Annotated in this window: 18 protein-coding genes and 2 tRNA genes; all 20 read right to left on the bottom strand. The window is 69.9% G+C overall.

Features of this window, described 5'->3' with window-relative positions; genetic code table 11:
- Positions 1 to 68 precede the first annotated feature (68 nt).
- A tRNA-Cys gene (locus tag ACW5E8_RS04415) sits at positions 69 to 142 on the bottom strand.
- A gap of 47 nt (positions 143 to 189) precedes the next feature.
- A tRNA-Gly gene (locus tag ACW5E8_RS04410) sits at positions 190 to 265 on the bottom strand.
- Between the two features lie 49 nt (positions 266 to 314).
- A complete protein-coding gene (gene pgsA / locus ACW5E8_RS04405) occupies positions 315 to 911 on the bottom strand; it encodes a CDP-diacylglycerol--glycerol-3-phosphate 3-phosphatidyltransferase (protein ID WP_456964264.1) in 597 nt (198 codons plus the stop codon).
- Entirely contained in the window at positions 908 to 2,821 is a 1,914-nt protein-coding gene (uvrC, locus tag ACW5E8_RS04400; protein ID WP_456964263.1) for an excinuclease ABC subunit UvrC, read from the bottom strand. The genes pgsA and uvrC overlap by 4 nt, the downstream gene beginning before the upstream one ends.
- On the bottom strand, positions 2,818 to 4,242 hold the full coding sequence (locus ACW5E8_RS04395) for a redoxin family protein (protein ID WP_456964262.1): 1,425 nt from the start codon (positions 4,240 to 4,242) through the stop codon (positions 2,818 to 2,820). Before ACW5E8_RS04395 ends, uvrC begins: the two co-directional genes overlap by 4 nt.
- Positions 4,243 to 4,246: 4 nt before the next feature.
- On the bottom strand, positions 4,247 to 4,693 hold the full coding sequence (locus ACW5E8_RS04390; RefSeq protein WP_456964261.1) for a hypothetical protein: 447 nt from the start codon (positions 4,691 to 4,693) through the stop codon (positions 4,247 to 4,249).
- 136 nt (positions 4,694 to 4,829) lie between these two features.
- Complete coding sequence (gene kdsB / locus ACW5E8_RS04385; RefSeq protein ID WP_456964260.1) at positions 4,830 to 5,621, bottom strand: 3-deoxy-manno-octulosonate cytidylyltransferase; 792 nt, start codon at positions 5,619 to 5,621, stop codon at positions 4,830 to 4,832.
- Between the two features lie 139 nt (positions 5,622 to 5,760).
- Complete coding sequence (lpxK, locus tag ACW5E8_RS04380) at positions 5,761 to 6,765, bottom strand: tetraacyldisaccharide 4'-kinase (protein WP_456964259.1); 1,005 nt, start codon at positions 6,763 to 6,765, stop codon at positions 5,761 to 5,763.
- Positions 6,762 to 8,528: a lipid A export permease/ATP-binding protein MsbA gene (gene msbA / locus ACW5E8_RS04375; protein WP_456964258.1), complete on the bottom strand. Its 1,767-nt coding sequence runs from the start codon at positions 8,526 to 8,528 to the stop codon at positions 6,762 to 6,764. Before msbA ends, lpxK begins: the two co-directional genes overlap by 4 nt.
- A complete protein-coding gene (locus ACW5E8_RS04370) occupies positions 8,525 to 8,971 on the bottom strand; it encodes an ExbD/TolR family protein (RefSeq protein WP_456964257.1) in 447 nt (148 codons plus the stop codon). The genes msbA and ACW5E8_RS04370 overlap by 4 nt, the downstream gene beginning before the upstream one ends.
- Before the next feature lie 7 nt (positions 8,972 to 8,978).
- Positions 8,979 to 9,656: a MotA/TolQ/ExbB proton channel family protein gene (locus tag ACW5E8_RS04365; protein WP_456964256.1), complete on the bottom strand. Its 678-nt coding sequence runs from the start codon at positions 9,654 to 9,656 to the stop codon at positions 8,979 to 8,981.
- Positions 9,657 to 9,843: 187 nt separating this feature from the next.
- Positions 9,844 to 12,084, bottom strand: coding sequence for a DNA internalization-related competence protein ComEC/Rec2 (locus ACW5E8_RS04360; protein ID WP_456965242.1), 2,241 nt, complete (start codon positions 12,082 to 12,084; stop codon positions 9,844 to 9,846).
- 272 nt (positions 12,085 to 12,356) lie between these two features.
- Positions 12,357 to 12,833, bottom strand: coding sequence for an REP-associated tyrosine transposase (locus ACW5E8_RS04355; RefSeq protein WP_456964255.1), 477 nt, complete (start codon positions 12,831 to 12,833; stop codon positions 12,357 to 12,359).
- A gap of 203 nt (positions 12,834 to 13,036) precedes the next feature.
- Entirely contained in the window at positions 13,037 to 13,768 is a 732-nt protein-coding gene (lolD, locus tag ACW5E8_RS04350) for a lipoprotein-releasing ABC transporter ATP-binding protein LolD (RefSeq protein ID WP_456964254.1), read from the bottom strand.
- A complete protein-coding gene (locus ACW5E8_RS04345) occupies positions 13,761 to 15,002 on the bottom strand; it encodes a lipoprotein-releasing ABC transporter permease subunit (RefSeq protein WP_456964253.1) in 1,242 nt (413 codons plus the stop codon). Before ACW5E8_RS04345 ends, lolD begins: the two co-directional genes overlap by 8 nt.
- A 24-nt stretch (positions 15,003 to 15,026) precedes the next feature.
- Complete coding sequence (locus tag ACW5E8_RS04340) at positions 15,027 to 15,479, bottom strand: hypothetical protein (RefSeq protein WP_456964252.1); 453 nt, start codon at positions 15,477 to 15,479, stop codon at positions 15,027 to 15,029.
- Positions 15,427 to 15,687 carry an FAD assembly factor SdhE gene (locus ACW5E8_RS04335; protein WP_456964251.1) on the bottom strand — a complete coding sequence of 87 codons (261 nt, stop codon included), beginning with the start codon at positions 15,685 to 15,687 and terminating at the stop codon, positions 15,427 to 15,429. The genes ACW5E8_RS04340 and ACW5E8_RS04335 overlap by 53 nt, the downstream gene beginning before the upstream one ends.
- Positions 15,684 to 16,106: an MAPEG family protein gene (locus ACW5E8_RS04330; RefSeq protein ID WP_456964250.1), complete on the bottom strand. Its 423-nt coding sequence runs from the start codon at positions 16,104 to 16,106 to the stop codon at positions 15,684 to 15,686. Before ACW5E8_RS04330 ends, ACW5E8_RS04335 begins: the two co-directional genes overlap by 4 nt.
- Positions 16,107 to 16,155: 49 nt before the next feature.
- A complete protein-coding gene (locus ACW5E8_RS04325; RefSeq protein ID WP_456964249.1) occupies positions 16,156 to 16,941 on the bottom strand; it encodes a succinate dehydrogenase iron-sulfur subunit in 786 nt (261 codons plus the stop codon).
- 12 nt (positions 16,942 to 16,953) lie between these two features.
- The gene (gene sdhA / locus ACW5E8_RS04320) at positions 16,954 to 18,744 is read right to left on the bottom strand and encodes a succinate dehydrogenase flavoprotein subunit (RefSeq protein WP_456964248.1); all 1,791 of its coding nucleotides are present in this window, start codon (positions 18,742 to 18,744) and stop codon (positions 16,954 to 16,956) included.
- Between the last annotated feature and the right edge of the window lie 14 nt (positions 18,745 to 18,758).

The raw sequence follows: 18,758 nt of genomic DNA, 5'->3' as shown, positions 1-18,758 counted from the left end.
CGCTGCTCCCACAGAAACAAAAACCCCGGCCGCATGCCTGCCATGGCAGGTGGGACCGGGGTCTGTGCTGGAGGCCTGAGTCGGAATCGAACCGGCGTACGCGGATTTGCAGTCCGCTGCATGACCACTCTGCCATCAGGCCGATGGGCTGATACAACAAGACCCCGTTTCCGGGGCCTTGTCAAAATCTGGAGCGGGAAACGAGACTCGAACTCGCGACCCCGACCTTGGCAAGGTCGTGCTCTACCAACTGAGCTATTCCCGCGTTGAGCCGGCTATTTTAGGGCTTAAAGGGAAAGTGTCAACACCTTGTGTCACCCGCGTTCGCCTTCGCGCAGGGCCGGCCAGGCGGCGCGCAGGTACAGGAACGCGGACCACAGGGTCAGCAGCGCGGCAACGGCCAGCATCCAGTCGCCGATGTGGAAGATCGGGCCGCCCAGCCAGGGCTCGGGCCGCGGCGGGTTCTTGTCGGGGGTCACGGCGTACAGCAGGCACAGCAGCGCGACCATCTGCACCACGGTCTTGAACTTGCCGATGGCGGCGACCTTGACGGTGGCGCGCTGGCCGAGCTCGGCCATCCACTCGCGCAGCGCGGACACGGCGATCTCGCGGCCCACGATCACCGCGGCCCAGAACGCCATCCACGGCGTGGGATGCCCCTGCACGATCAGGAACAGGGCGGTGGCGACCATCAGCTTGTCGGCCACGGGATCGAGGAAGGCGCCGAAGGCCGAGGACATCTGGAAGCGGCGGGCGATCCAGCCGTCCAGCCAGTCGGTCAGGGCGGCCAGGCCGAACACGCCCGCGGTGACGAAGTTGCTCCACTGCCAGGGCATGTAGAACGTCGCCACCATGATGGGGATCAGCAGCATGCGCAGCAGCGTGAGCCATGTGGGAAGGGTGAGCTTCATGGGTCCTTCTGGAGTCGCGTTGCACCCGGCGCGGGGGCGTCGAGGCCGTGCAGTGTGGCGTAAATCCGTTCGGCGAGCGCGTCGCTGACGCCTTCGACGCGCGCGATTTCCTCGACGCCGGCCGCGCGCAGGCCGCCCAGGCCCCCGAAATGCTTGAGCAGCGCGGCGCGGCGGCGCGGGCCGATGCCGGGGATGTCTTCCAGCCGGCTGGTGCTGCGCACCTTCTGCCTGCGGCCGCGATGGCCGGTGATGGCGAAGCGGTGGGCTTCGTCGCGCACCTGCTGCACCAGCTGCAGGCCGGGAGACGCGGCGCCGGGCTTGAGTTCGCGGCCGGGCTGTCCGTCAACGCCCGGCAGCAGCAGGGTTTCGTCGCCGGCCTTGCGCGCCTCGCCCTTGGCGACACCCACCACGACGATGCCGGGGATGCCGAGCTCGTCGAGCACGGCGTGTGCCTGGGCCACCTGCCCTGCCCCGCCATCGATCAGCAGCAGGTCGGGGAGCACGGCGTCGTCGTTGCCGGCGGCGCGCTTGAAGCGGCGCATCAGCGCCTGGTGCATGGCGGCATAGTCGTCGCCGGGCTCGATGCCGGTGATGTTGTAGCGGCGGTACTGGCCGCGCACCGGGCCTTCGACATCGAACACCACCTGGGACGCGACGGTGGCTTCTCCCATGGTGTGGCTGATGTCGAAGCACTCGATGCGCTTCGCGGGTTCGGCCAGGCCCAGCAGCTCGCGCAGGGATTCGACGCGCGCGGCCTGGGCGGCCTGGCTGCCGAGCATGGTGGCCAGCGAATTCTCGGCGTTGCGGCGCGCGAGGTCCACGTAGCCGGCGCGCTCGCTGCGGACGCTGGTCTTGATGACGACCTTGTGGCCGGCGGTCAGCGCGAAGGCTTCCTCCAGCAGTGGGACGTCTTCGATCACGCGGTCGAGCACGATCTCGCGCGGGGGTTGCTGGCCGGTGTAGTACTGGGCGACGAAGGCGGCCAGCACTTCGGCCGGATCATCGGCACCGTTGGTCTTCGGGAAGAAGGCGCGGGTGCCGAAGTTGCGGCCGTCGCGGAAGGCCAGCAGCAGCACGCAGGCATGGACGCCCTGCATGGCGATGGCGAGCACGTCGAGGTCGGCGGCGCGGCCGTCGACGTACTGGCGGGCCTGCATGCCGCGCAGGCTGGCAAGGATGTCGCGCAGGCGGGCGGCCTCCTCGAAGTCCAGGCGCACGCTGGCGGCTTCCATCGCGTTGCCGAGTTCGTCGAGCAGTTCGTCGCTGTGGCCTTCCAGGAACAGGCGCACGCGGCGCACGGCGGCGGCGTAGTCGTCGGCCTCCACCAGGCCCACGCAGGGCGCGCTGCAGCGGCCGATCTGGTACTGCAGGCAAGGCCGGCTGCGGTTCTTGAAAACACTGTCTTCGCAGCTGCGCAGCTTGAACAGCTTGTGCAGCAGGTTGAGCGTTTCGCGCACGGCGACGACGCTGGAGTACGGGCCGTAGTAGCGCCCGGGCACCGACTGCGGGCCGCGGTGCAGCGCGATGCGCGGCCACTCCTCGCGCGTCATGAGCAGGTGCGGGTAGCTCTTGTCATCGCGCAGCAGCACGTTGTAGCGCGGCTTGAGCGACTTGATCAGCTGGTTTTCCAGCAGCAGCGCCTCGGCCTCGGTGCGGGTGACCGTGACCTCCATGCGCGCGACCTGGCCCAGCATCGATGCGATGCGGGCGCTCTTGGGGCTCGCGCTGAAGTAACTGGCCACGCGCTTCTTCAGCGCCCCGGCCTTGCCGACGTAGAGCACGCTGTCGTCGGCCGCGTACATGCGGTAGACGCCGGGCGCGGTGCTCAGGCCGCGGACGAAATCCTTGCCGTCGAAGGCGGGCGCGATGGACGCGGCGGGTTGGCCCGCTGCATCGCCGGCCGTGGTCATTCGCCGATGGGAACGTGCTTCAGGCTGCCGTTCCCGATGTCGTAGCGGAGCACGGCATGGGCGTCGGTGTCGGCGATCCACACCGCGCCACCGGCCACGGCCATGCCGCAGGGTGCGTGCAGGCGCTGCGGCAGTTCGATGGTGGTCAGTTCGCCGCCGCCCAGGCGCAGCGAGCGCAGGCAGTCGTTGCCGCTGTCGGCGATCCACAGCACCGGCGCCGCGGGATCGAGCGCGATGGCCTGCGGCTGCTGCAGGCGGGCGTCGCCGCGGGCGCCGTCGGCATTGCCGTGGCTCCAGGCATCCTGGCCGATGACGGTGGTGACCTGGCCGCTGCGCGCGTTGGCCGAGCGGATCGCGGAGCCGGCGGAATCGCAGACATAGACCACCTGCTGCACCGAAGCCAGCGAGGAAGGTTCAGCGAAGGCCGCCTTGCCGCGGACGCCGTCGACCACCGCCAGCTCGCCCGACCCGGCCACCAGCGACAGCGCCGGCGCGCCGAGGTCGAAGTGCCAGACGCGGTTGTCGCCGGCGGTGGCGATGTACAGGTTGCCGGCGGCCAGCGAGACCGCGCGCGGCTGGTCGAGCGCGACCATCCGCGGGTCGCCCACCGGGCCTTCGGTTGGCGTGCCGGGACGGCCGGCGCCGATCACGGTTTCGATGTCGCCGCCGCGCAGCTGGATGCGGCGCACCGCGTGGTTGCCGGTGTCGGCGATGTAGAGCGTGTCGCGCTCGATGCACAGCCCCTGCGGGCGGTTGAACGCGGCAAGCTCCATCGGGCCATCGATGAAGCCCGCGCCGCCGCTGCCGAACTGGCGCAGCACGCGGCCGCTCAGGTCGCACTCGAGCACCCGGTGGTGGCCGCTGTCGGCGACATAGAGATAGTTGCCCGACAGCGCCAGGCCGATCGGGAAGCGCAGCGGCAGGATGGGCTCGCCGCCGCGGCGGAGCTCGACGCGCTCGACGTTGAGGGAGCGCGGGGTGGCTTCGGCCTGCAGGCGGCTAACCGCGGCGTCGATGTCGCGCAGCTGGCCGTCGCCGACGAAGCGGTCGCGCACCTTGCCGGTGGCGTCGATCAGGACCACGGTCGGCCAGGCTTCGATGCCGTAGTGCTGCCACAGCGCCCAGTCCGCATCGTGGCCGATCGGGAACTCGAACCTGTTGCGGGCGAAGCGCTTGACCACGCGCCGCGGCTCGCGCTCATGGTCGAAGCGCGGCACGTTCACCGCGACCACGTTGAGGCGGTCGGGGTGACGGTTGCGCAGGTGGCCGAGGTCGACCAGGGTCTGGGTGCACCAGGCCGAACCCGAGCTCACGAAGGCCAGCGCCGTGACACGGCCAAGCAGCTGCGACATGCGCAGCGGCTCGGTGATGTTCAGCCAGTCGATGCCTGGCGGGAATTCGGGCGCGGGCACGGCCTCCATCCGCTCAGAAGCCGAGCTTGGCCCTGGAACGGCCCGCAGCTTCCAGGTTGCGGCGCGAGTCGTCCTGCAGGCGGCGGCGTTCGGCGACCGTGCGGCACACCGTGGTGGGCATGCGGGTGCCGACCGGCGTCTCGCGGTTGCAGACCAGGCGACTGTCCTTGCTGGCCTGGGTGAGGATGTTGTTCACCTGCTCCTGCTCGTTCATCAGCGTGGCGCGGTCGTTGGGGTGCAGCTCGCTCGCCGAGGCATGCGTACCCAGCAGCCTCTGCATGCGGCCCAGGCCGGCGACGACTTTCTCGCGGTCCTCCGGCGCGAGTTCGGCGTAGGTCTCACCATCGGCGAGATCGGCCATCACCTGTTCACGCTGTTCGGCGAAGCTGGCCTTGCCGGCAATGTCGATCGACGCACCCTTGCTGGCCAAGGCCGGGCCGGCGAAAAGCAATGCCGCCAACAGAATCAGTCCCTTCCCCATTCCCTTCCCCTGCATTGTTTGGTGATGAGCGGCGATCTTACTGCACCTCCGCGAAACCGGCAGCCGCGCGGACAGGCCGCGCCGTGCGTCGACGCGGACGCCGGCTCCGGCGCGTTCAATGAATAGGGGATTCGCCGCGCTGGTCGGTCAGCCGGCGCTCGGCACGGGCAAGGTCTCCGAGTGTGTCGACGCCCGGCGGGAACGGCTCCGGTGACAGGGCCACCGCGATCCGGTGCCCATGTTCCAGCGCCCGCAGCTGCTCCAGCGATTCGGTCCGCTCCAGCGGCGTCGGCGGGAGCGCGGCGAAGCGCTTCAGGAAACCGGCGCGGTAGGCGTAGATGCCGATGTGGCGCAGCCAGTGCTGGCCCGATGGCAGTCCGTCGCGGCCGGCCGGCGTGACCCACGCATCGCGCGGCCACGGAATCGGGGCGCGGCTGAAATACAGGGCGTCGCCGCTGGCGGCGCGGACCAGCTTCACGGCGTTGGGATCGGCCAGGGTGGCGGCGTCCTCCACCGGCGTGGCGAGGGTGGCCATGTCGGCACCGGAGTCGACCAGGGCGGTGGCAACGGCGCGGATGCCGGCCGCCGGGGCGAAGGGTTCGTCCCCCTGCAGGTTCACGACCACGGTGTCGTCGGACCAGCCGGCGATCGATGCGCATTCCGCCAGGCGGTCACTGCCCGATGCATGGTCGGGCGAGGTCATGGCGATGCGCACACCACTGCCGGCCAGGGCCTCGGCGATGCGCGGATCATCGGCGGCCACCCAGACCGCCTCGGCGCCGGCGGCCAGCGCGCGGCGGGCGACGTGGAGCACGAGCGGTTCACCGGCGAGGAGGCGCAGCGGTTTGCCCGGCAGGCGCGAAGCGGCATAGCGGGCGGGGATGGCGACGACGAAGGGGGCGGTCATCGCCGGATTGTGCCATCCCCCTGTTTTTGTGGGAGCAGCCATAGCCTTTGTGGGAGCAGCTATAGCTGCGATCCGGGTCCGCTGAGACCTCGCCAGCCATCGCTCCGCTCAGGGATTGCGATCGCAGCTATAGCTGCTCCTACAACAGCTGCTTCTGGGGCAGCTTCGCCAGGAACGCTACCCAGAACGCCTCCGGCAGCTCCGCGCGCACCGGCACGGCGTAATGCCGCTCGGTCACGAACGCGGCGCACTTCACTGCGTCCTTGGCGGTCATCAGCACCGGCAGGTCGCTGCCGAAGCGCAGGTCGTCGGCGACATAGGCGTGGTGGTCGGCGAAGGCATGCGGCACCACCGCGATATCGAGCGCGCGCAGCATGCTGAAGAAACGTTCCGGATCGCCGATGCCCGCGACCGCGTGCACGCGCTGGCCGGCGAAGGCGGACAGCGGACGATTGCGGCCGCCAAGCAGCGGCACCGCGTCGCCGGGCGCGAGCCACATCGGCCATTCGCCGAAGCCCGCGGCGATGTCCGGATCGCTGCCGGCGTTGAGCACGCGGAAATCGCAGCCCGCGCCGCGCTCGGCGGGTTCGCGCATCGGCCCGGCGGGCTGCGGCAGGCCGTTGCCGTGGCGGCGGCGGCCGTCGATGACTTCGATCTCGATGTCACGTGCCAGTGCGTAGTGCTGCAGGCCGTCGTCGCAGACCACGATGTCGCAGCCGGCGGCGGCCAAGGCGCGGGCGGCGGCGGCGCGGTTGCGGTCGACGCGCACCCGGGCTTCGGCCTGGCGCGCGATCAGTACGGGTTCGTCGCCGCCCTGGCTCGCGGGCGTGGTCGATTCGACCCATAGCGCCCTGGATTCGTCGGCGCGGCCATAGCCGCGACTGGCGACGCCGGGCGTCCAGCCTTCGGCGCGCAGGCGCTCGACGATGGCGATGGTCAGCGGCGTCTTGCCGCTGCCGCCGGCCACCAGGTTGCCGACCACCACGACCGGCACGCCAACCTTGTGCCTGCGCAGCAGGCCGATGCCGTACAGGCGCACGCGCAGCGCGACCAGCGCCGCGTACAGCTGCGATACCCCGCGCGCCCACAGCGGCACGCGCGCCCCGGGCTCGTACCACCAGCGCGGTGCCTGGCGCCGGCTCATGCCGCGCCGCCTTCGCGGAACTGCATCGCGTGCAGGTGTGCGTACAGGCCACCCTGCGCCAGCAGCTCGGCGTGGGTGCCCTGCTCCACCATCCGGCCGCGGTCGAACACCAGCACCTGGTCGGCGTGTTCGATGGTCGACAGGCGGTGCGCAACCACCAGCGTGGTGCGGTCGGGCATCAGCCGCTGCAGCGCGTCCTGCACCAGGCGCTCGGACTCGGTGTCGAGCGCGGCGGTGGCTTCGTCGAGGATCAGGATCGGCGCGTCGCGCAGGATCGCGCGGGCGATCGCCAGGCGCTGGCGCTGTCCTCCGGAGAGCAGCGAGCCGTTCTCGCCGATCGGCGTGTCCAGGCCCTGCGGCAGGCGTTCAATGAACTCCCAGGCGTTGGCCGCTTCCGCCGCGGCGCGGATGGATTCGCGCGGGGCGTCGACGCCGTAGGCGATGTTGGCGGCCACGGTGTCGTCGAACAGCGCCACGCGCTGGCCGACGAGTGCGATCTGCCGGCGCAGGTCGGCCAGCGGGTAGTCGCCCAGCGGCACGCCATCGAGGGTGATGCTGCCGGAGCTGGGCTCGTAGAAGCGCGGCACCAGGCGCACCAGGCTGGTCTTGCCGCTGCCCGAGCGGCCGACGATGGCGGTGACGGTGCCGGGCGCGGCGCGGAAGCTGACCTGCTCCAGCGCGCTGCCGTCGCCGCGCTGGTAGCGCAGGCCAACGTTGTCGAACACGAGTTCGCCGCGCACGCGCTCGACGGCGTGGCGGCCGCGATCGTCTTCCTCGACATCGTCGAGGATGGAGAACAGGCGCTCGGCGGCGGCCACGCCGCGGCCGATCACGCTCTGCACGTTGGTGATGCGGCGCAACGACGGGATGATGCCCATCATCGCGGTCATCAACTTCATGAACTCGCCGGGATCCAGGCGGCCGTCGAGCGCTTCGTGGATGGCGACCCAAACGATCGCCGCCAGCGCCAGCGCCGCGAGCACCTGCACCAGCGCCGAGGACATCGCGCGCGTGGCCTCGACCTTCATGTTCAGGCGCAGCACGCGGTTGGCCAGCGCGGAGTAGCGCGTCTGCTCGAAGCCCTGCGCGCCGTGCACCTTGACGTCCTGCTGCGCGACCAGCGACTGCTCGGCGCTGTGTGCAAGATCGCCCATGCCGCTCTGGATGCCGCGGCTGATGCGCCGATAGCGGCCGCCCACGTACCAGACCAGGACGCCGATCAGCGGCGCGATCAGGATCATCGCCATCGTCACCTTGACGCTGGTGTACAGCATCATGCCGAGCAGGAAGGCGATGGTCAGGCCGTCGGAGATGATCATCTTCAGCGCGTCGGCGCTGGCCTGGGTGACCTGCTCGGTGTCGAAGTTCAGGCGGCTGACCATCTGCGGCACGGCTTCGGTATCGAAGCGGCTGCTGGGCAGGCGCAGGTACTTGCCGAGCACCAGTTCGCGCAGGTCGCGCACCACGCTGCGGCCGGCGCGGGCGATGCCGTAGTCGGTGCAGAAGGTGGCGGCGCCGCGCAGCAGGAACAGGCCGATGATCGCCAGCGGCAGGATCACCGCCATCTCCGGCTTGGGATCGACGAAGCCGTCGTTGGTCAGCGGCTCCATCAGCCACACGAATCCGGCGCCGGCGGCGGCCTCGATCACCATGCCGACCATGGCGATGGTCAGCAGCGGCCAGTAGCGGCCGGCATGGCCGAGCAGGCGGCGGTAGGTCTGCCAGGGGCTGGGCGGCGGCTGTTCCGCGACGCTGGAACTCATCGCGCCGGATCCTGCACGACCGGCGCGCTGGCTTCGGGCGCGGTCGCGATCGAGATGCGGCGGAAGCCGAGCTGGCCGAGCGCGTCCATCGCGGTGACCACGGCCTGATGCGGGGTGCGGGCATCGGCGCGCAGCAGCACGGGGCGCTCGCGATCCTCACCCGCCACTTCGAGGATCGTGGACTTGATCGCTTCGACGTCGGTGCGCAGGGCCTCGCGGTCGTCGATGAAATAGCGGCCCTCGGCGTTGACCAGCACGGTCAGCGCGGGCTCTTCGCTGTCAGCCGCGCGTGCATCGGCACGCGGCAGCTCGAGCTTGAGCATCGATCGCGTGTCGAAGGTGGTGGTGACCACGAAGAAGATGATCAGCACCAGGATCACGTCGATCAGCGGCACGAGGTTGATCTCGGGGATGTCCTCGGCGCGGCGGTCGCGGATGCGCATGCGGGGCTCAGGCCTCGGCGGGGATGGTGGCGGGGGCGTGGCTGGCCTGTCCGCCGTGCACGGGCGCGGCGGCGCGGCGGTTGCGCGGATCGAGCGCGTCCATCAGCGCGATCGCCTCGTGCTCCATCTGCACGATGTAGCCGTCGATGCGGCCGCGGAAGTAGCGGTGGAACATCAGCGCCGGCACCGCCACCACCATGCCCGCGGCGGCGCAGACCAGGGCCTTGCCGATGCCGCCGGCAAGCTCGTTCATTTCGCCCATGCCGACGTCCATGATGCCCAGGAACATCTGGATCATGCCGACCACCGTGCCGAACAAGCCCAGCAGCGGGCCGACGCCGGCGATGGTGCCGAGCGCGTTGAGATGGCGCTCCATGCGATGCGCGAGGTGGCGTCCGACGTCTTCGACGCGCTCGCGCATTTCCTCGCGCGGGTGGTTGCGCATGTCGAGCACGCTGGCCAGCAGCGCGCCCAGCGGCGAGTTGCCGCGCAGGGATTCGACATGGGAAGGATCGAGCTGCCCGCCGCGACCAACCCAGTCGCGCACCTCGCGGCCCAGGTCCGGAGGCAGCACCTGGCTGCGGCGCAGCGTCCAGAACCGCTCGACGATGATTGCCAGCGCCACCGCCGACAGCAGCAGCAGCGGCAGCATCGGCCAGCCGCCCGCCTTGACCAGTTCCAGCACGTATCGACTCCTGGGGCCGTGGGGCCCGCCGGGAAAACAGGACCCCTAGGATACTGTGGGAGCGGCCCGTGGTCTGTGGGAGTCGCTATTTGTGGGAGCGGCGATTTGTGGGAGCGGCTAGAGCCGCACCATGGCCTCTGTGGGAGCGGCTATAGCCGCTCCCACAAAAACAAAAGCAAAAGGGCGGCTACCTGATGCGACCAGCGTCCCAGAATCGCGGCCGGCGCTGGCGCTCGGTCTGGTGCCGCAGCCCTTCCCCGGTCAGTCGCACCCGCACCGCGCCGTCCTCGGGCGTGGCCACGACCGCGGCCCCGGATCGCTCCCAGCGCGCGACCGCGCCGGCATCGGGATGGCCGAAGCGGTTGCCGTGGCCCGCCGACACCAGCGCCAGCCGCGGCGAGGTGGCGGCCACGAATTCGCCTGTCGATGAATGCCGTGAGCCATGGTGCGGCACCAGCACCACGTGTGCCGGCAGGTCTTCGGGTACGCGGCCGACCAGGCGCTGCTCGATGGCCTCGCCGATATCGCCCGGCAGGAGGATCGCGCCGTGCGCGGTCTCGATGCGCAGCACGCAGCTGGATTCGTTGCGCAGGTAGGGAAAGTGCAGCGGCGGATGCAGGAAACGGAAGGTGACGCCGTCGCGCTGCCAGCCGCTGCCCGCCAGGCAGTCCGCAGCGTCGTCGATGTCCGCGCCATCCGGCGCCAGCAGGCGTTTTCCGGGGAAGCGCCGGCGCACCGCGTCGAGGCCTCCAGCGTGATCGGCATCATCGTGACTGACCACCAGGGCATCGACGCGGCGCACGCCAAGCGCGTGCAGCGCCGGGACCACGGCGCGCTCGCCGGCGTCGTAGCCATCGCGGACCGCCGGCCCCATGTCGTAGAGCATGGCGTGGCTCGCCGTCCGGACCAGCACCGAGCTGCCCTGCCCCACGTCCAGCACCACCAGCTCGACCTCACCGTGCCCTGGCAGCTGGCGGTCGGGCCACAGCAGCGGCAGCCACAGCAGCAGCGCCAGCGACTTGCCCGGCACTCCACGTGGCAGCAAGAGCCAGAAGGCGGCGAGCAACGCCATCGGCAAGGCAAACCCGGCCGCTTGGGGCAGCCACACGAGAGACAGCGGACTGCCGCCCAGGCGATCAAAGAGCGGCCAGGACAAGTCGAACGCGGCGGCCGCCAGACGCCAGGCGCCGCCACCCCAGCCCGCGTGCAGGCCCTCGAGCGCCGTGCCGAGCAGCGACAGCGGCACCACGACCAGACTCCACCAGGGGATCGCCACCAGATTGGCCAACGGACCGGCCAGCGACGCCTGGCCGAAGAGGATGGCGGTCAGTGGCAACAGTCCGAGGGTGGCCACCCACTGCGCCGACAGGAAGTCGCGCAGCGGGCGCCCGCCGGCCTGCGGAAGGCACCACAGCAGCCAGGCCACGCCGCCGAAGCTGAGCCAGAAGCCTGCGGACAGCAGCGCCAATGGGTCGACCAGCACGATCGCGATCGCCGCCAGCGCCAGCGATTCAGGGATCCGCAGCGGGCGCCGCCACAGCCGCGCGGCGACGACCACGGCGATCATCAGCACGGTACGCACGGTGGGCAGCGCGAAGCCTGCGACCGCGGCATAGCCCAGCGCACCAAGGAAGGCCGCGGCGGCGGCGGCCTGCGGTCGCGGGACGACCGTGCACAGCCCCGGGAACAGCCGCCACAAGGCCGCACCCAGCAGCGCGAAGAAGCCGGCCACCAGGCCGACATGGAATCCGGAGATCGCGATCAGGTGGGTGAGGCCGGTGGCACGCAAGAGCTCCCAGTCGGCATCGGCCAGCGCGCGGGTGTCGCCAAGCGCAAGCGCACGCACGTAGCGCGATGACGCACCCGGCACGGCCGCGGCGATGCGCGTGGCGATGCGGTCGCGCCAGGCATCGATGCCGCGTGCCGGCCGCAGCTGCTCCGCCGTGGCCTGCTCACGCACGTAGCCGGTCGCGGCAATGCGCGCGGCCATCGCGTTGCGCTCGCTGTCGAAGCCGCCGGGGTTGCGCAGTCCGCGTGGCGCGCGCAGCCGCAACTGCATGCGCCACGCCGCCCCGGGCTTGAGTTCGTGGCGCCGCGTGGGTTCGTCCGACCACTCGTTCTCGTACCAGGACAGGCGCAGCTTTTTCCCGCGCAGGAATGCAGGCAGCGCCGGATCGTCGTCGACGCGGAGCTGGAAGCGCGTGCGCCGCGGTTCGTCCTCCGGCAGACCGATGACGTGGCCGGTCACGGTGAAATCGCCGCGTTCGTGCTCCGCGGGCAACTGCGCGCCCAGCGACGCCGCCGCGTGCAGACCGCACAGCGCGAAGCCCGCCAGCATCGCCCCCGCCCATCGCCACCGACCACGGATGCGCCACCACGCCGCAAGTCCGATGACCAGGACCACTGCGAACAGCGCTATCGACGGCAGTGCCGGCAGCCGCAGGCAGCCCCAAGCCCCGACTACAAGCGCAGCCGCCGCCCCGACCCCCAGCGGTGAAGCCCCGATCCCAACCCTAATCCCAACCCCACTCCCAACCCCACTCCCAGCCCCACTTCCAGCCCCAGCTCCAGCTCCAGCCCCAGCTCCAGCTCCAGCCCCAGACCCTTCTGTGGGAGCGGCTATAGCCGCTCCCACAGGCGCTGCTGGCCCCGCGGGTGCCGCCGATCCCACAAGGATTGAAGCCTGCTCGTCGTCGCGATTCACGATGCACGGCCAGCGTCAGCGTCGATCCATATGGCATCCCGGAACGGATAGCCGCCGAAGCTGCGCGAGAGACCGGCGCGGATGGGATTGGCGACGATGTAACGTGCGACGGCCAGCAGGTCGTCCTCGGCTCGCAGTGCCCGGTCATGGAAGCCGGGCTGCCACAACCGGCTGCCATCGTCGGGCTTCCAGGTCCGCGTTGCATGGGCCTTCGCACGACCGACGCTGCGGGATAGGGGCGGATTCCCGCCAAGCTGGACCACGCCGTGCCAGTGATCGGGCATCAACACCCAGCACAGGAGGCTGGAGCCGTGCCAGACGGCAGGATCCGCCAGGGCGCGGGATACGCGGGACGCGGGATCCCAGGCGTTGAACCACGGACGACGGCGGTCTGTGACGAGGGTCAGGAGGTAAATGTTTCCGGCCTCGGACCAGCGTCCGGTGCGAAGGGTTCGGGAGCGTGGCCTGGGCATGCGACTAGGCTGACGGGGCAAGGCCGCGGCGGCAGTTGCGCCCGCTCCTGATTCCGTGTCGGGGTTGTGCGCAAAAGAACGCAGCAGCCTGCTTAGGGAGCGACCCTTTCTATTGTGGGAGCGGCTATAGCCGCGATTGATGTCCCGGAATCGCGGCTATAGCCGCTCCCACAAAAGCATCACCGCTCCCGCAAAAAAGGCGGTCAGGCGGTCGCGGGGGGGATCTCGCGCAGCTTGCCTTCGTGGAGTTCGAGGACGCGGTCCAGGCGGCGGGCCAGGCTCCGGTCATGCGTCACCAGCACCAGACTGGTGCGCTCGGCGCGGTTGAGCTCGAGCATCAGTTCGAACACGGTGGCGGCCGTCTTCTCGTCAAGGTTGCCGGTGGGCTCATCGCCCAGCACGCAGGCGGGCCGGTTGACGAGGGCCCGCGCGACCGCCGCGCGCTGGCGCTCGCCGCCGGAGAGTTCACCCGGCTTGTGCTCGAGGCGGTGGCCGAGGCCCACGTTCTCCAGCAGGCTGCGCGCGCGCTGCGCGGCATCCGGTACGCCCGCGCCCGACAGCAGCACCGGCAGCATCACGTTTTCAAGCGCGGTGAACTCGGGCAACAGATGATGGAACTGGTAGACGAACCCCAGCGCGCGGTTGCGCAGCCGACCGCGCTCGGCATCCGACAGCGAGCCCATGCGCTGGCCGGCGACGAACACTTCGCCCGCGGTGGGCGTGTCGAGACCGCCCAGCAGGTGCAGCAGGGTGCTCTTGCCCGCCCCGGAGGCGCCAAGGATGGCCACCGTCTCGCCGGCGAGCACGCTCAGGTCCAGGCCGTCGAACACCGGCGTGCGCATCCCGCCCTCGGCATAGGTCTTGCCCAGGCCGTCGGCACCCACGACCTCGTCGGCCACGCGCCCGGCCTCGCGGCTCGCGATCTGCTCACTCATAGCGCAGCGCCTCCGCCGGAGCCGTCCGCGCCGCGCGGCGCGCCGGGTAGATGGTGGCCAGGAAGGCCATCACCAGCGCGACCGCGGCCACGATGGCGATGTCCTGGCCGCTGAGCTCGGTCGGCAGCCCGGTGATGTAGTAGACGTCGGCCGGCATCAGCTCGGCGCCGGTGACCGCTTCGATCACGCGCAGGATGCGTTCGAGGTTCAGCGTCAGCACGAGGCCGCCGATCACGCCCAGCACGGTGCCGAACACGCCGATCAGCGTGCCCTGCACCATGAACACCTGCATCACCCCGCGCGGAGTGAGTCCGAGCGTGCGCAGGATGGCGATGTCGGATTGCTTGTCGGTGACCAGCATCACCTGCGAGGACACCAGGTTGAACGCACCCATGGCGATGATCAGCGACAGCAGGATCGCGATCATGGTCTTTTCGAGCTTCAGCGCGCGGAACAGGTGCGCGTTCTCGCTGGTCCAGTCGCTGACCATGTACGGCCCTTCCAGCGCCAGCGCGAGGTCGCGCGCGACCATGAAGGCCTGGTCCATGTCGTGCATCTGCAGGCGCACGCCGGTGACGCCCTCGCCCATGCGCAGCAGGCGTTGCAGGTCCTGGATGTTGACGACGGCCAGGCCCTTGTCGAACTCCTGGTAGCCGGCCTCGAAGATGCCGCTGACGGTGAAGCGCTTGAGCTGCGGCACCGCGCCCATGGGCGTTGCCTGGAAATCGGTGGTGGCGACGACGCTGTCACCTACGCCCACGCCCAGCCACAGCGCCAGTTCACGGCCGAGCACGATGTTGTAGCTGCGCGGCGCGAGCGTATCGAGGCTGCCCTCGACCATGCGCTCGCCCAGGATCGACACCTTGGCCTCGTCGGCGGGCACGATGCCGCGGACCATCGCCGGTTCGCGGCGCTTGCCCGACAGCAGCGCCTCGGTGGAGATGTAGGCCGCGGCGCCGGCCACGCGCGGATCACGGTTCGCGACCTCGATCGCCTGCTGCCAGTTCTGCATCGGCTCGCCGTGGGCGCTGACCGTGGCGTGCTGGGTCATCTGCAGCATGCGGTCGCGGATCTCGCGCTGGAAGCCGCTCATCACCGCGAGCGTGGTGATCAGCGCGGTCACGCCGATGGCGATGCCCAGGATCGAGGCCAGCGAGATGAAGGAGATGAAGCCGTTGCGGCGCTTGGCGCGCAGGTAGCGCAGGCCGATGGCGACTGGGAGGGGTTTGAACATCGGGTCTCGCCGGCTCGAAGGCCGCTATGGTGCCACCGATGGCCCCGCGAGCGCAGCGGGCAGCCTGTCGACGGCCAGCCTGAGTTCACGCCGCCAGCGCGACGGCAGGGTGTCGGGCCACCACGCGAGCCGGTGACGGCGGCCGTCGGGATCGTGCCAGGTGAGGAAGGCCAGCGGTCCGCGCCACCCCAACTGCACGCCGGACGCCTCGACATCGTCGACCAGCAGGCGGCCATCGGCGGTGAACAGCAGGCTCCGCCGCGCGCGACGCCCTTCACGCCGCGCCAGGTACAGGCCGTGCAGCAGCGCGGCCGCCGCCAGCGGCCAGGCCACGGCGCGCGGCAGCTCGCTCGCCAACACCGCAACGGGGGTCAGCAGCGCCAGCAACAGCAGCGCCGCCGTCAGGCAGCGCGAGGGCCGCCACTCAATGCGGCAGGGCGCGGATGCGTTCGACCAGGGCTTGGAGCCCGGCGTCATCGGAAGCTTCGTGGCCGAGGAACCATTTCCACAGCCTATCGTCCTCGCTGTCGAGCAGCCGCAGGAACGCTTCGCGCTCGGCCGTCGGGGAACTCCGCCATTCGCGCTCCAGCCAGCGCTCGAGCAGCTGGTCGAGTTCGCGCATGCCGCGCCGGCAGCGCCAGCGCAGGCGGCGGAACTCGGCCTCGTCGGCGTCGTGCGCGCTCATGCGATGAAGAGGTACCAGGCCAGGCGGATCCAGAGCAGCGCCAGCACCAGGAAGCCCGCGATGAACACCTGGAAACGGTGCATGACCTTGTTGTAGCTGCACTGGATGGCGCTGTGGGCGATCCGCAGGGCCACGAAGCCCCAGGCCAGGGCGAGCACCCAGGGATCCTGCACGCGGGCCGCCACCGCGAGCGCGATGGCGAAATAGAACAGCACCGGCAGTTCGAACAGGTTGCGGTAGTTGTCGGAGGCGCGGGTATCGGTGAGCCGCTGCGCGATCTGCGCCGACAGCGCCACCGACTGCGGGTGGATGCGCTCACGCTTCATCGTGGCCACGCGCCGGCGGTACATCACCACCGCCACCAGGCAGGTCAGGACGACCATCGCCACGCCCGGCCACAGGATCAGGTTGCTTGACATCACGTATCCCCGGAAACGATCGCGCCGGCAACTGCCGGCGCGGTGTGGATCAGACCTGGCGCGCCAGCATCAACTGCTTGATCTCGCCGATCGCCTTCGCGGGATTCAGCCCCTTCGGGCAGGTCCGCGTGCAGTTCATGATGGTGTGGCAGCGGTAGAGCTTGAACGGATCCTCGAGGTCGTCCAGGCGCGCGCCGGTGTCTTCGTCGCGCGAGTCGACGATCCAGCGGTAGGCCTGGAGCAGGATCGCCGGACCAAGGTAACGGTCGCCGTTCCACCAGTAGCTGGGGCACGCGGTGCTGCAGCAGGCGCACAGGATGCACTCGTACAGGCCGTCGAGCTTGGCGCGGTCTTCCTTCGACTGCAGGCGCTCGCGGTCCGGCGGCGGCGCGCTCTGGGTGCGGATCCAGGGCTGGATCGAGGCGTACTGCGCATAGAAGTGGGTCAGGTCCGGGACCAGGTCCTTGACCACCTCCATGTGCGGCAGCGGGTAGATCGGCACCTCGCCCTTGCCGCAGTCATCGATGGCCTTGGTGCAGGCCAGCGTGTTGGTGCCGTCGATGTTCATCGCGCAGGACCCGCAGATGCCTTCGCGGCACGACCGGCGGAAGGTCAGCGTGGGGTCGATCTCGTTCTTGATCTTGATCAGCGCGTCGAGAACCATCGGGCCGCACTTGTCGAGGTCGACCTCGTAGGTGTCGGTGCGCGGGTTCTCGTTGTCGTCCGGGCTCCAGCGGTAGACCTTGAACTCGCGCACGCGGGTGGACCCCGCCGGCGCGGCGAAGTGCTTGCCCTTGTGGACCTTGGAGTTCCGGGGAAGTGAGAATTCGGCCATCTGTCTTCGATCCTAGTAGACGCGCGCAACGGGCGGGACGACTTCGACCTCGTCGTCGAGCGTGTACATGTGCACCGGGCGGTAGTCGATGCGGGTGTTGCCGGCATCGTCCACCCAGGTCAGCGAGTGCTTCTGCCACTCGGCGTCGTTGCGGTCGGGGAAGTCCTCGCGGGCGTGGGCGCCGCGCGATTCCTTGCGGTTCTCGGCGGCCACGATCGTGGCCAGCGACAGGCCCAGCAGGTTCTGCAGCTCGAAGGTCTCGATCAGGTCCGAGTTCCAGATCAGCGAACGGTCGCTGACCTTGACGTCGGCGAACGAGGCGTTGATCTCGCGGATCTTCGCCACGCCCTCGGCCAGGGTGCTGCCGGTGCGGAACACCGCGGCATCGGCCTGCATGGTGCGCTGCATGTTGTCGCGGATCACCGCCGTCGGCGTGCTGCCGTTGGCATGGCGCAGCCTGTCGAGGTTGGACAGCGAGGCGTCGCAGGCGTCGCCGGCGAGCTGCTTGTGCGGCATGCCGGGCTTGATGGTGTCGGCACAGCGGTTGGCGACCGCGCGCCCGAACACGACCAGATCCAGCAGCGAGTTCGAGCCCAGGCGGTTGGCGCCGTGCACCGACACGCAGGCCGCTTCGCCGATGGCGTACAGGCCCGGGATCACGTGGTCCGGGTTGCCGTCCTTCAGCTGCACCACTTCGCCGTGGTAGTTGGTGGGCACGCCGCCCATGTTGTAGTGGACGGTGGGAATGACCGGGATCGGCTGCTTCTCGACGTCGACGCCGGCGAAGATCCGCGCGCTCTCGGCAATGCCGGGCAGCTTCTCGTGGATGTCGGCCGGATCGAGATGGGTCAGGTCGAGGTGGATGTGGTCCTTGTGCTCGCCAACGCCGCGGCCTTCGCGGATCTCGATGGTCATCGAGCGGCTGACGACGTCGCGCGATGCGAGGTCCTTGGCGTTGGGCGCATAACGCTCCATGAAGCGCTCGCCCTGCGAATTGCGCAGGATGCCGCCTTCGCCGCGCACGCCCTCGGTGATCAGGCAGCCAGCGCCATAGATGCCGGTCGGGTGGAACTGCACGAACTCCATGTCCTGCAGGCCCAGCCCCGCGCGCAGCGCCATGCCGCCGCCGTCGCCGGTGCAGGTATGGGCGGAGGTCGCGGAGAAATAGGCGCGGCCGTAGCCGCCCGTCGCCAGCACCGTGCCCTGCGCGCGAAAGAGGTGCAGGGTGCCCTCGGCCATGTCGATGGCGAGCACGCCGCGGCAGACGCCCTCATCGTCCATGATCAGGTCGAGCGCGAAGTACTCGATGAAGAACTCGGCCTGGTGCGCGAGCGACTGCTGGTACAGCGTGTGCAGCATCGCGTGGCCGGTGCGGTCGGCGGCGGCGCAGGTGCGCTGCGCGGTGCCCTTGCCGTAATGCGTGGTCATGCCGCCGAAGGGACGCTGGTAGATCTTGCCGTCCTCGGTGCGCGAGAAGGGCACGCCCTGGTGCTCGAGCTCGATCACCGCCGGGATGGCCTCGCGGCACATGTACTGGATGGCGTCCTGGTCGCCGAGCCAGTCGGAACCCTTGATGGTGTCGTAGTAATGGAAGCGCCAGTCGTCCTCGCCCATGTTGCCCAGCGCGGCCGAGATACCGCCCTGCGCCGCGACCGTGTGCGAGCGGGTCGGGAAGACCTTGGTGATGCAGGCGGTGCGCAGGCCCTTGTGGGCGAGGCCGAAGGTCGCGCGGAGGCCGGCGCCGCCGGCTCCCACCACGATCATGTCGTATTTGTGTTCGGTGATCTTGTAGGCGTTGGTCATTTCAGGCGTCTTCG

Source organism: Luteimonas sp. A649 (genome assembly GCF_054072735.1).
The sequence above is the reverse complement of the archived record's forward strand: the minus strand, read 5'-3'. Positions and strand labels throughout refer to the sequence as shown.

What these genes read in the sequence shown, in the direction of transcription:
- pgsA (WP_456964264.1), bottom strand. Translation starts at nt 911, where the DNA reads ATGAAGCTCACCCTTCCCACATGGCTCACGCTGCTGCGCATGCTGCTG.
- uvrC (WP_456964263.1), bottom strand. Translation starts at nt 2,821, where the DNA reads ATGACCACGGCCGGCGATGCAGCGGGCCAACCCGCCGCGTCCATCGCG.
- ACW5E8_RS04395 (WP_456964262.1), bottom strand. Translation starts at nt 4,242, where the DNA reads ATGGAGGCCGTGCCCGCGCCCGAATTCCCGCCAGGCATCGACTGGCTG.
- kdsB (WP_456964260.1), bottom strand. Translation starts at nt 5,621, where the DNA reads ATGACCGCCCCCTTCGTCGTCGCCATCCCCGCCCGCTATGCCGCTTCG.
- lpxK (WP_456964259.1), bottom strand. Translation starts at nt 6,765, where the DNA reads ATGAGCCGGCGCCAGGCACCGCGCTGGTGGTACGAGCCCGGGGCGCGC.
- msbA (WP_456964258.1), bottom strand. Translation starts at nt 8,528, where the DNA reads ATGAGTTCCAGCGTCGCGGAACAGCCGCCGCCCAGCCCCTGGCAGACC.
- ACW5E8_RS04370 (WP_456964257.1), bottom strand. Translation starts at nt 8,971, where the DNA reads ATGCGCATCCGCGACCGCCGCGCCGAGGACATCCCCGAGATCAACCTC.
- ACW5E8_RS04355 (WP_456964255.1), bottom strand. Translation starts at nt 12,833, where the DNA reads ATGCCCAGGCCACGCTCCCGAACCCTTCGCACCGGACGCTGGTCCGAG.
- lolD (WP_456964254.1), bottom strand. Translation starts at nt 13,768, where the DNA reads ATGAGTGAGCAGATCGCGAGCCGCGAGGCCGGGCGCGTGGCCGACGAG.
- ACW5E8_RS04345 (WP_456964253.1), bottom strand. Translation starts at nt 15,002, where the DNA reads ATGTTCAAACCCCTCCCAGTCGCCATCGGCCTGCGCTACCTGCGCGCC.
- ACW5E8_RS04340 (WP_456964252.1), bottom strand. Translation starts at nt 15,479, where the DNA reads ATGACGCCGGGCTCCAAGCCCTGGTCGAACGCATCCGCGCCCTGCCGC.
- ACW5E8_RS04335 (WP_456964251.1), bottom strand. Translation starts at nt 15,687, where the DNA reads ATGAGCGCGCACGACGCCGACGAGGCCGAGTTCCGCCGCCTGCGCTGG.
- ACW5E8_RS04330 (WP_456964250.1), bottom strand. Translation starts at nt 16,106, where the DNA reads ATGTCAAGCAACCTGATCCTGTGGCCGGGCGTGGCGATGGTCGTCCTG.
- ACW5E8_RS04325 (WP_456964249.1), bottom strand. Translation starts at nt 16,941, where the DNA reads ATGGCCGAATTCTCACTTCCCCGGAACTCCAAGGTCCACAAGGGCAAG.
- sdhA (WP_456964248.1), bottom strand. Translation starts at nt 18,744, where the DNA reads ATGACCAACGCCTACAAGATCACCGAACACAAATACGACATGATCGTG.